The organism is Caldisphaera lagunensis DSM 15908, assembly GCF_000317795.1.
In the GTDB taxonomy this organism is placed as follows: Archaea; Thermoproteota; Thermoprotei_A; order Sulfolobales; family Acidilobaceae; genus Caldisphaera; species Caldisphaera lagunensis.
The window spans coordinates 696,214-708,947 of record NC_019791.1; the positions used below are offsets into that span (position 1 = coordinate 696,214).

Annotated in this window: 9 protein-coding genes; 6 read left to right on the top strand and 3 right to left on the bottom strand. The window is 28.7% G+C overall.

The features are described 5' to 3' along the window. Nucleotide 1 precedes the first annotated feature (1 nt). The 4 genes from ileS to CALAG_RS03475 all read left to right on the top strand — a co-directional run bounded on the left by ileS (nt 2) and on the right by CALAG_RS03475 (nt 6,735). Nucleotides 2-3,184, top strand: coding sequence for an isoleucine--tRNA ligase (ileS, locus tag CALAG_RS03460; RefSeq protein ID WP_172633879.1), 3,183 nt, complete (start codon nt 2-4; stop codon nt 3,182-3,184). Next, complete coding sequence (cas4, locus tag CALAG_RS03465; protein WP_015232356.1) at nt 3,133-3,804, top strand: CRISPR-associated protein Cas4; 672 nt, start codon at nt 3,133-3,135, stop codon at nt 3,802-3,804. The genes ileS and cas4 overlap by 52 nt, the downstream gene beginning before the upstream one ends. An 86-nt stretch (nt 3,805-3,890) precedes the next feature. Beyond that, nucleotides 3,891-4,823 carry an AAA family ATPase gene (locus CALAG_RS03470; RefSeq protein WP_015232357.1) on the top strand — a complete coding sequence of 311 codons (933 nt, stop codon included), beginning with the start codon at nt 3,891-3,893 and terminating at the stop codon, nt 4,821-4,823. Further along, the gene (locus CALAG_RS03475) at nt 4,804-6,735 is read left to right on the top strand and encodes a VWA domain-containing protein (protein ID WP_048816715.1); all 1,932 of its coding nucleotides are present in this window, start codon (nt 4,804-4,806) and stop codon (nt 6,733-6,735) included. The genes CALAG_RS03470 and CALAG_RS03475 overlap by 20 nt, the downstream gene beginning before the upstream one ends. Before the next feature lie 74 nt (nt 6,736-6,809). Here CALAG_RS03475 and CALAG_RS03480 read toward each other — a convergent pair whose 3' ends face one another. Both CALAG_RS03480 and CALAG_RS03485 read right to left on the bottom strand, forming a co-directional pair. Next, nucleotides 6,810-7,865 carry a radical SAM protein gene (locus CALAG_RS03480; protein ID WP_015232359.1) on the bottom strand — a complete coding sequence of 352 codons (1,056 nt, stop codon included), beginning with the start codon at nt 7,863-7,865 and terminating at the stop codon, nt 6,810-6,812. Continuing rightward, on the bottom strand, nt 7,866-8,852 hold the full coding sequence (locus CALAG_RS03485) for a TIGR00269 family protein (RefSeq protein ID WP_015232360.1): 987 nt from the start codon (nt 8,850-8,852) through the stop codon (nt 7,866-7,868). A 238-nt stretch (nt 8,853-9,090) separates the two neighbouring features. Here CALAG_RS03485 and CALAG_RS03490 point away from each other — a divergent pair, with 238 nt between their 5' ends. Beyond that, entirely contained in the window at nt 9,091-9,567 is a 477-nt protein-coding gene (locus CALAG_RS03490) for an NUDIX hydrolase (protein ID WP_015232361.1), read from the top strand. Between the two features lie 39 nt (nt 9,568-9,606). Here CALAG_RS03490 and CALAG_RS03495 read toward each other — a convergent pair whose 3' ends face one another. Continuing rightward, the gene (locus tag CALAG_RS03495) at nt 9,607-12,015 is read right to left on the bottom strand and encodes a DUF3536 domain-containing protein (protein WP_015232362.1); all 2,409 of its coding nucleotides are present in this window, start codon (nt 12,013-12,015) and stop codon (nt 9,607-9,609) included. Between the two features lie 125 nt (nt 12,016-12,140). Between CALAG_RS03495 and CALAG_RS03500 the strand changes: the two genes are divergently transcribed. Then, nucleotides 12,141-12,734 (top strand): CPBP family intramembrane glutamic endopeptidase, encoded by a 594-nt coding sequence (locus CALAG_RS03500; protein ID WP_015232363.1) that lies wholly within the window; start codon nt 12,141-12,143, stop codon nt 12,732-12,734.

A 12,734-nucleotide genomic window follows, 5' to 3' on the forward strand; every position in this document is an offset into this window, starting at 1 on the left:
AATGAAATTGATAATAGATGATAGATTAACTAAAGAGAAATATAACCAAAAAAATATAGAAGAATGGGTAAAGGGTTATTGGGAAAAGAATGATATATATAATAAAGTAAAGGAGAAAAGCAATAAATCAGAAAAGAAATTCTATTTCTTAGATGGTCCGCCTTACGCAAATGCAAATACAATACATTTAGGTACATTATGGAATAAAGTATTGAAAGATACATTATTAAGATATTATAGAATGAGAGGATTTAATGTATGGGATAAGCCAGGATTTGATACCCATGGATTACCTATAGAAGTTATGATAGAAAAGCAACTAGGTTCTAATAATAAAAAAGATATAGTAAATAAAATAGGTGTTGATAATTTTATAAATAAGTGTTTAGCATTTGTAAAAGATAATATAAATGCGATGACAAAGGATTTTGAAGAAATAGGAGTATTTATGGATTGGAAAAATCCATATGTTACATATGACGACTCATATATAGAATCGGGTTGGTATCTAATAAGAAAAGCCTACGAAAAAGGTTTACTTTATAAAGGAAGAAATGTATTGCATTGGTGTCCTAGATGTGAAACAACTTTAGCTGATTATGAAGTTTCTGAATATAGGGAGTTGGAGGATCCATCAATCTATGTTAAGTTTAAAGTTAAAAACGAGAAAGATACATATTTATTAATTTGGACTACAACTCCTTGGACATTACCAGCTAATGCTTTCGTTATGGCCCACCCAGATATAGACTATGTTATGATACAAACAGACAATGAAAAACTTATATTATCTAAGGAAAGATTAGAAAAAGTTATTGAAGAAGCAAAAATTAAAGAATATGAGGTCGTAAAAACATTTAAAGGAAAGGAATTAGAAGGGCTTGAGTATGAACATCCTCTTGAGGATCTCGTTAAAGCTCAAGCTGAACTTAAAAAATACCATAAAGTTGTTATGGCTCCTGAAGCCGTTGTGAGTGGTGAAGGTACTGGATTAGTTCATTCAGCTCCTGGTCATGGAGAAATTGATTCTATAATAGGTAGTAAAATAGGAGCTCCATTAATGGGTCTAGTTAATGATCAAGGATTCATGGTTGAGGAAGCAGGAAAATATGCAGGTTTATATTTTAGGACAGATGCGAACAATGAAATTTTAAAGGATTTAAAAGAAAGAAATGCATTATTGCATGCAGGCAAAATAAAGCACAGATATCCTGTATGTTGGAGATGTAAAACACCATTATTGTTAAAGGCAACAGATCAATGGTTCATAGCAGTATCAAAAATCAGAGACAAACTTATTGATGAAGCAAATAAAGTAGAGTGGGTACCCCAATGGGCAAAAGATAGATTTATGAACATAGTAGGTAATGTAAGAGATTGGGTTATAAGCAGACAAAGATTTTGGGGAGTTCCCCTACCAGTTTGGGAATGTGAAAATTGTCATCATTTAGAGGTTATTGGAGATGTTAATGATATAATAAAATTAGGCGGTAAGGTTCCCAAAAATTTACATAGACCATGGATTGATGAAGTTACATTAAAATGTCCTAAATGTGGAGGATCAATGAAGAGGGTAAGCGATGTATTAGATGTATGGTTCGATAGCGGTATAGCATTTTATGCAAGTTTAGGATATCCAAAAAACAAGGAATTATATGAGAAATTAAGTCCAGCAGACCTCATTTTAGAAGGTCATGATCAGACAAGAGGTTGGTTCTTTAGTTTATTAAGAAGTGGGGTTATAGGTTTTGAAAGCTCTCCTTATAAGAGAGTTCTGTTACATGGTTTTGTCTTAGATGAGCAAGGCAGGGAAATGCACAAATCACTTGGAAATTATGTTTCTTTTGAAGAATTAATGTCTAAACAACCTAGAGATGTAGTAAGATATTACGTCTTACAAAACACAACATGGGAAGATTTGAAATTCTCATGGAAGGGAATGGAGCAAGCTTCAAGGAACTTTACAATATTATGGAATGTCTTTTCTTTTGCATCTATGTATATGAGCCTAGATAAATTTGATCCAACAAAAAATAAATTAAGTGAATTACCATTAGAAAATGAAGATAAATGGCTACTATCAAAACTAAATAATCTAATAAGAGATTTTAATAAATATTATTCATCATTAGAAGTACATAACGCTGCTAGGATTTTAATGAACTTTATTGTAGAAGATGTAAGCCATTGGTATCTAAAGATTATAAGAAAAAGAGTTTGGGAAGATGAAGATACACCAAGCAAAAGAGCTGCATATGCAACATTATATTATGTTTTAAAGAATTGGCTTATATTATCAACACCTATAATACCATATATAAGTGAATATCTATATCAAAACTTCATAAAAATAGCTGAGCCGGAATTACCTGAAAGCATCTCATTACTTGATATCCCTGATCCAGATTTAAGTTTAATAGATGAAAATATTGAGTATAAAATGAATTTAGCTAAAATAGTTGTTGAAAACGTTTTATCTGCAAGAATGCAAGCAGGTATTAAAATAAGACTACCAATAAAAAGTGTGATTATATCATCTCATGATAATAATCTAAGGGAAGTAATAAAAGATGTATTGCCATATATAAAAGAACTCGCAAATGTAAAAGAAATTCAAGTCGTTGGAAAAGAATTCTTTGAGCAGGCAAAAATTTACAAGCTAGAACCAAATTATAAAGAATTAGGTCCTTCATTTAAGAAATTCTTACCTATTATTGTAAAAGAAGTAAAGAACAAAGAAGAAGAAATAGGCCTGGGTTTAGTTAGAGATGGCTATTATAACTTAAATGTTAATGGAGAAACTATTAAACTAGAGGCTAAGTATTTCAAGATTCAGGCAACATATCCAGAATGGTTAGAAGTAACAGAGTCTAATATAGGAATAATAGCAATTGATAAAAGAGTAAGCGAGGAAGAATACAAAGAAGGAACAGCAAGGGAAATAATAAGAAGAGTTCAATATATGAGAAAAGAAATGGGATTGCCTGTAGATGCTTATATTGAAACATGGATATATAGTGATGATAATGAATATTTATCAACTATTAAATCCTTGGAAGAATATATTAAAAATGAAACAAGAAGTAAATCAATTAATTATAGCGAGCCTCCAAAAGATTCATACTCTAAGGATTGGGAGGTAGAAGAGAAACGGATAACAATAGGAATAAAAATAAGGCAATAATATATCCAAGCGAACTGCATTCTTATTTTTATTGCCCAAGAGTATATTTCTTTGAAACCCATATGAAGAAAAAAAGAGGTTTTTTTAAAAGGGTAAGATTGTTTTTAGGTAGTCTTTTTCATTATACTTTTAGATTAAGAGATATAATAAAACACTATTCTTATGAAATTCCAATGGAAACAGATTTAGGGAGTGTAATAATTAGGGGTAGACCAGATGCATTTAAGATAAAGGAAAATTCTGCTTATGTTATTGAAAGGAAAAGCTCTAAACCTCCATACAAAGGGGCATGGATAAACGATATTATGCAAGCAGTTGCTTATAGTGTGATACTTATTAGAGAAAAAGATTTAAAAAATGTTAAAATTGAGATTAAATATCCAAATAAGTCAAGAGTATTTGATCTAAACTCTGAATTAACTTCTATGCTATTTAAAGCATTGGATGAAATGGTTTTGATCAAATATAATAACATATTGCCATACGCTAAAAGAGGAAATAGATGCAATAAATGTCCATATAGGAATGAGTGCTTTTCATTAGATGAGGAATTAGAAAGCTATATTGATGATTTAATAGAGCCAGGGAAATGGATTGAGAATTTAAACCTTATTTCATGAAAACTTAACTCATTAATATTATGGAGTCTCATTTAAGCTATTAAGATCTGAATTTTATCTTATGTATAGGGAATGGATGAATAAATATGTCATTGGATAATGATATAATTGAGAAAAAAGTATATGAAACTTATGCGCAAATAGCAACCGAATCAACAATGGTTAGAAATGTTAAAGAAGCTGTTAAAATACTGGAAAAGAATTATAAATTAATCATAAATGAAGACATAGTTAGGCTTGTATATGCATCATTTCTTAATGGTAGACCAGTTTTATTTGAAGGTCCACCCGGTACTGGGAAAACGGAGATAGGAGAAGCATTGTTAGAACTATGGAGTGGGAAAAAAGGATTTCTGTTACCTTGCAGTGAAAATTATGATGAATATAAAGTTATAGGAGATTTTCATCCATTGATGGCAATGAAAATAGGCTTCACAGAAGAATCTTTTGTTCCTAGAATATTGCTTGCTGCAATGATATTAGATGTAGGAGTATTGGTAGATGAGATAAGGAGAAGTAGTGATGAATTCCAAAACTTGCTTTTAGATATAATTGATAAAAGAAGAATTGTGGTTCCAGAATTAAAAAGGGTATTCAAATCAAAAGGATCAGGTTTTCAAGTTATATTAACAAGTAATCCTGAAGATGTAGCCCAAAATGAACTAAGCGATGCATTTTTGAGAAGGGTTATTAGAATAAAATTTGATTATCCTGATATAGAGACAGAAAGGAAGATTATTAAAATACGTTCATTTGATAAGCCATTAGTTTCGGAAGAATTAATTAATTTAGTATTAAAGACAATTAACAAGTTAAGGAAAAGTAACTTATTACATAAACCAGGAACAGATGAATCAGTTTCTTGGGTGAAGCTTGCTCAATCTATTGCTAAGCTTGAGAATGAAGATGTTGTTAAAATAAAGCATATTAAGGAGGCTGCTACATCTCTTTTATCAAAAAGACAGGAGGATGAGGAATTAATTACTTCAGTGATAAATGATGTCTTTTCAGAATATTAATCAAAGTATTAATTTAGAGACCGCTCAGAAATATATTCCAATAATTGTAAGTAATTTAAGAAATAAAGGAATAAAAGTAAGTGTTAGAGAATCAATATTAGTATCAAAAATTTTTGAGTCATATTTGTTATTGGATAGTAAAAAATCTGCAACCATAGACCAATTTGAAAAAATAATGGAAAGCGTTATAGCAAAAAATGATTATGAGGAAAAATTAATTAAAATGACTTTAGAAGAATTGTTTTTCGGAAAGGAAGATTATAGGGATGAGATATATTTAGCATATGAAAAATTTAAAAATAAATTAATAGATAAAAATAAATTAGTGGGTCAACAATTAGGTGATTTCTATAAATTAATGGCAATAGGAGGTTTAATTAAAAGAGGTAAATATTATAGAACAATTAATAAAGAAAAAATTGATCAAATTATAGAAAGTATGAATTTAGATAACAAAACATTATTTAAAGAAAAATTAAATAATATATTAAAAAATTTAGATCCAGAAGAATACATAAAATTATTAAATAGTGATCTATTTTATGATAATTTAAAAAATTTGAGCTTAAATAAATTAATAAAAATTGCAGACTTTTTAAACAGGAGGCACCATAATAAGCCTTTAAATAAAGTTAAGGAAGTTATAAAAGAAAAGATAATAGATTATAAAGGGGAAAATGAAAGATTATGGAAAACGCTTAGCTCAATTGGAATTCTTGATAAAGATCTACAAAAAGCCTTAGTTATAAAAGATCCATCATTATCTAAAAAATCAAAGCTTGATATAAACGAGTTTAATGATTTAGATGAAAAAGATTTTTATAATGAAAAACAAAAAGTTTTATTAAATTATGTTAAAACTTCAGAAAATGAAGACACGATTAATGATTTCCTGAGCAAAGTAGAATTAAAGAATCTTTGGTCTTTAAATAAATCACCAATAAGAGGTGATAAAGGTAAGCTTATTAGTGCAGCAATTTATTCTTCAAAAGCATATAGAGAAGCGATGGAATATGCTGAGAGTGGTAATGAAGGAAGAAAAAATATGGCTAAATATTATCTTCAAAAATCTAATGAATTGCTGCAAGGATTAGATAATATATCTTTAGGGAAAATTAATAAAGAGGAAACAGAAATATTTAACAATAATATTTCAAAAATTTTGGATTCATTAGAAATGGGGGAAATTCAACAAATTAAAGATATTGATTTGATTATGTACGTTGATATTCTTAGAAGTATTTATCGTAGATCTAATGATATAGTAAGGAGAAAAATAATAATTTATGCTAATAAATTTTTAGCTCATCTTATTTATATTAACGGCTTTAAACCTATACCAATTAAAAAGAAATATAGCATAAAACCAGGAAGATTAATGGTTAAAGAATCCGTAATTAATATGATTAGAAATAAAGAAGATTTTTTAATTTATAAAAGAAATGTAAAAACAAAACAAATAGGTCTTGCTTTAGATATAAGCGGTTCCATGTATAAATATTCTTCTTGGGCGTTAAGTGTAGCATCAATTTTTATACATAATATATCTAGGTTAGTTTTGTTTTCAACTAAAGCCATTTCTTATGATAAAATTAGCAAAAATGATGTAATAAAAATATTGCTAACGACAGAGTTTAAAGGTTATACTGATATTACAAATGCCTTAGAGCAATTCAATGACAAGAAGTTTAATAAAATAGTTATAATAACAGATTTAAAACAAACTGTAAAAAATGAAGATCCAGGTGTTAAAACTAATGAATTGATAAGAAAAGGAATGAAATTATTATTCTTAGTTCCTAACGACGTTGATAGAGATCAAGTTAATAACATACGCAATAATGGAGGAAATGTAAAGTTAGTTAATAATCCAGAACAATTAGCAAAAGAACTAATTAAACTATTAAGATAAAGCATATGATTTTTATCAAATAATAAGAATTCCATTAAAATCATTTATCATAATATAAGATGTGATTATTATAGTTAATATAGCTTTCCTAAAAATATGTTATCCTTATCTCTGATTATCTTAGTTTTTACTTTAGAACCAATCATCAAGTCTTCTTTTGAGATAATAGAAATTATTCTAATACAATTTTCATCAGTTGCTAGGTATTCATTTTTAAGCCATCCATTTCCAATTATGGTTGACTTAACTATATCATTTACATGGAATGGTTTTTCCAGTTTGGCTGAATCTTTAAATCCTAACTCTTCAGGTTTTACTATAAGTCTATAATTATGTTTTTCTTGAAGAATCTTAAGCCATGAATAAAACTTTCCCCATGACCATACTTTTATTTTCTCGGGTTTCCTTCCGAAATGGTGTATTTCAAATTTTTGAATTAATATTCCGCTAGGATAATTACTTTTTTCACCAGCATGATTCTCTTTTGCCCATTCTATAATTAGATCCATATCCTTTTCATTGATTTCAGGAATTACTACTGGAGTTAAAACTATGTCTATGTTTGTTTCCTTTAGTATTTCTGATGCATTTTTTAAAATTTTATTTACATCATACCATTCTGTTCCTGATAGCTTTTTTGCATTTTCGGAATTAATTGAATCAATACTCAAGTTAATTCTATTTAACCCTGCTTCTTCAAGTTTTTTTGCCAATTGAAGTGATAAAGATCCTCCATGAGTTTCTATAGAAATAGTTTTAACATTTTTTATTTTTTTAATTAAAGAGATTAATTTTAATATCTTTGGATGTGAAATGGGTTCTCCAACACCATCTATTAATACTTCTATATCTTCATTTTTTACATTGGCTACATCATTAACCCATTCTGCAAGCCATTCTTCATTAACAATATATTCTGATTCTCTAAATTTAGAATTTGGTCCTGCATCAACACTGCAAAATATGCAATTATGAAAACATAGGGTTGAAGGTCTTACTTGTAATACATTGGTACCTCTATCAATTATTCCAAAAGCAATATGCCCAATTAATGGTATTGGTTTATTAATATAATATATTGGTCTTCCATAAAAGTTTGAAATTTTTTCTATTTTTGCATTGCATTTCATTCACATCACTTTTTTAGGAACCTTAATCAAATAAGAAGGGTTAGAAATGCCAATGCTAGATAGCAGTTCGCATAGTTTGCATATATTTCTTCCTTTAGTAGTTGGTTCTCCACATTTTATGCATCTGTTTAGTTTCGTTGCAACTTTATCTTGATGAATATATTCTAATAATATATCTAAAGTTTCCATGAATCTAATCAGAACCCCAGGATTTTCTCTTTCATATTTATATAGTTCTCTTCTAACCTTTGCTCGAAGAGTTGGTGCTAGTTCTATATATGGGCACTCGGTTTGTTGTATATGAAAGTTTTTAATAAATGTAAAAGACGCATTTTCCCATTCATATATTTTTCTTAATGGTTTAATTCTTTTTACCAACATATCATCTTCTGTTATATTGATATTTGGGTGTTGTTTTAGTAAACTATTTATGTCACCTTTCATCAAATTGATCACTGCTGTTTGCGCTTCATCATCTAGATTATGGGCAGTTGCTAGCTTGGTTGCACCCATTTCTCTTGCATAATAGTTCATGATCCTTCTTCTTGATGCACCACAATATGTACAAGGGGTAAATGAGTTTTTTGAATTTCTAGTTTTTTCATATATTTCATCCATGCTATATCCTATATAATCTTTTATGCTTGTAACTATTACATCTACTCCATATTCTTTTGCTGTTTTGACTAGATATTTTGCATCTTCTTCTTTGTTATATCCATGGATTCCTTCAATTATATTTAATCCTATTAGTTTATTAGATTTTGAAAAATAATTTCCTAGAACATCAAGCAACACATAGCCATCTTTTCCCCCACTTAGGGCCATCATTACGATATCATCACTTTTTATCATGTTCCATCTTTTTATTTCTTCTATTGCCCTATTCCTTACATCCTCTAAAAAACATTCTTTGCATAGCATTTTGTTTGAGTGAGCTTGATATATTTCTGCTGGTCTTATACCACATTTGCTGCATAGTTTCATTTAGTTCACCGATTTCCTTATTTTCCTTGATCATTAGAATAAATTATAGCAAAAGAGTATTAACTTTTCTTTAGATTACAATTCTAGTGAAATAATGATATAGCATTCTAATATGATTTTAAGTTGAAAAATATATTTTAAATTCGTTTATACGAATAGAGCTTTAAAATATATTATCTTAACTTTAAAATAAAACAATGGAAAGTAAAAAAGAAGGTGCGATAACACGTCATATAAAATAGATGCAGCAGTCTTAGTATTATTGTTTGGTACACCTCCTAGAGTGTTAATGGTTAGAAAGAATTGTCTTGTCTCTGGTAGATTCTCATGTGATCTAGCTTTTCCTGGAGGACATATAAAAAAAGGTGAAACCTATATTGATGCAGCGTTAAGAGAAGCTTGGGAAGAGGCTAATGTATTTCCAAAATTTGTTAAAATTTTAGGTGTTATGGATGTTCATGAAACAGCTTCAAAACCAGTAGTTAAAGTTTTGCCTGTTATAGGAGCTTTAAATGGGCCTATAGATGCTAAACCTAAAGATACTGAAGTTGATTATGTTATATGGATACCTTTAGATTCTATTGGAGAACCAAGATTAGTTTTTCATCCTATAAGAGGATATGTATATGGATATACATTACCAGGTAATCTGGTCATATGGGGTCTATCTTATAGGATAATAAATGATTTGAAAAGTAAATTTTGTAAAAGTTAAATTAGATTATAAAATCAATTAAAATGAGCAGATAATTAATTATGGGAATTTAACTTTTAAATTATTAGAAATAAGCTTATATGAATTAATAAAGGTCTTATCCATATCTTCCTTTGATGAAATTATAGGTCTCAATATTCTGTTTCTTAAATAAATAAATTTGTTTTGCGCTTCCCAAAGGTATTCAATTGGGACATTTAATTCCATTGAAATCTCTAATAACTGTTGTAAAGTGCTTATAGAGTTTATGTCTTTAGGATTGTCAATTAGGTTATCAATTTCTTTTTCTATCCTATTTCTAAGAATACTATGAACTAAATCATCTATTTTAACTTCTAAATTTTTAGACCATTGAATTACTTGTCCCAATTTATTAAAATCTATAAATTCGGATTCCAGCATCTCTAAAAAAGATTTTTCTAATTCGTATTGTAATAAGATTTCAAATACTTTAGGATAGTTTAGATTAAGGCTTTTAACATATTCCATAACGGGGAGATAATTATTATATAAAATTTCATAGTGTTTTGAAAGCTCTTCAATTGCAGATTCTAATACGTGATCCATAACAAATTTCTGATCATCCTTTAATAAGTTATTTAAATTATAATAATTAGGATAAAAGGTTTTTTGTATTAAATCAATTATATCGGGAAGCAGACCTTTGCTGAATAATTCTTCCATGTTTTTGTCTAATTCAAAATAAGATTTTTGATCCATAAGAATTTTTGCACCAGAATGTAAATTATACCAACCATAATATATTGAAGAAAACACTATTGGGGTGCTTCTCCACGTTATTTTAGATATTAATGTTGCTATTCCATTAATAGCCCTTGCTCTTCCAAGTTCATATCTTTTGTATGGACCAATAATTATTTTATATGAATAATAATCGTTTTCATTTGGATAATTCTTAAAAAGTAGTCTCATTGCAAAGCTTGCTCCAATTTTTTCAGGAGGCATAAACGATGGTATAACTTCTCTTTCATATATATCTTTACCATTTCCATATCTTTGATCATTTGATTTTGCATCCTTTAAAATTTCCAAGAATTTGTCTTCTATTTTTGTGTTTGATAGATCTTCAATTAATTGTATTACTCTTTTTGCGAATTTTAGTGACTGTATGGGTTCTGGCCTATATATATCTTCAAAGAACCATGCATCGCTTGATTGCATTAATATAGAATTTTTTACCAGTTCCATAAGTTTCAAAAAATTAATTGTATTGTTTTCATTCTCTTTTATAACATATTTATCTATAAAGGTAGAAACTTTTTCGGCATCGTAGTTATACATAACATCAATATAATCAAGTATAGCATTATTTATATCAGTAGAAACTTGTTGGCCTAATTTTTGAATTACATCCTCAACAATATCACTTAACCAATCTATAGATTTTCTTAATGGAACTCTCCATTCTTGATTCCATCCAGGCCTTATTTCTGATGCGCATCCACAATTTGATCTCCACCTTTCTATGCCATGTGGACAACTCCACGAAGTATTTTCATTTATAATTACATCTAATCGGGGCCCATATGTTGAAAAATAATAGCTATAGTTAGTTATGTTAATACCATTTGATTCTATAATTGATAAAGCTTTTGCAAGTTCTTCTTCTCCCTTTGGCTTATGATGTCCATAAGTTTCTCCATCTGTTGCAATGCTTACTAGTTGTGGTGAATCAGAATTATCAAAAGACTCAATGAGCTTTCTCGCAAAAAGTTCTCCGCTTTTTAGGATTTCACCAAAAGCTACCAAACCGGATAGCCATCTATTATAAAATATTACCCCTATATTATTTCCTGAAGGTAATATAGCTCTATAAGTTATTTTAGTATTAAGCTTTTTCTCATTAACTTCTATGAACTCAGATCCGGATTTTATAGATTTAGCCTGATGAGGACTTAAAATAACAAATTTTATTCCATAATTAGAAAGAATTTCTAATGTTTGGTTGTCTACAGCAGCTTCTGGTAACCAAAAACCTTCTGGATATCTATCGTAGGTTTTTTCAAAGTATTTTATGCCCCAGTATATGGCTCTTTCCTTATTTTGTTTCGTTGATAAAGGAAGTATTATATGAGCATAAGGTTGAGCTATCGCGTTTCCATGACCAGAAAATTTAGATGCTGATTCCTTATCAGCTTCAATAATTAAATTGTACAACTTATTATATTTATTCTTTAAATATGAAAGAAGCAACGGGCCAAATGAAAAAGTAATTTTTTCATAGTTGTTAACTATATCTTCGATTAGATCATCATTTTTAAGTCTTGCATATGCATTAGAAAGATATGATTCTATGGTTATTTTATCATTCCAATCATGGTAAGGCCTAGATGATATATCTAAATCAATTTCTAAAGTCCAAGGGTTGAAACGAGGTGGTTGATAAAAATGGCCAAATATTGATATATACTTTTCATTATTGGTCAATTTTTCCCCTAATAATATTAATCTAAAAATGGTTAAAAACAGTAGTGCTTAATCTAACATTTAATTTTTTAATGCCATATATGATTAAGAATAATGTATAGAAAGTATCGCTTGAGGTGAATCGATTGAGAAAAATAACTATATTTGATGTGTTTATGATAATACTTCCTTGGATTTTATGGTACTTTACCTTTGATGTATTTTATTCTCATTTTATATACGCAATGGCATTATCCGTTAGTGTTCTTGGAATTATTTCGTTAACTAGAAAAGAAGTTAGAGAAAAATACAAAAGCTGCAACGCTCTTTGCATTCTATTAGCTTTATTAATTGCAATAATACTTTATTTTGTTTTCTATGGTGGGAATATAGTATCAGCTAAATTGGGTTTAGAAGGTGAAGTTCTGTATGTATATGGATTGGTTCCAAAAGGATTGTTAAGTATCTTTCTTTTAGCTTTAATAGGAGTTATGGAAGAAGCATATTGGAGAGGGTTATTACAACAAGTTATACTTGAGAAGAAATTAAATGTTAGCTGGTTATTTGCACCATTGTTTTATGGCTTCGTACATTCTGTATCATTAAATTTAATTTTAGTTGTTGCAGCGTTAATAGTTGGATTGTTCTTATCATTTACCGCTGAAAAATTTGGATTGATAGCATCATCGATTGTTCATGTTGTGTGGATTTACTTCATGTTTTTAAAAATTTTATTATAA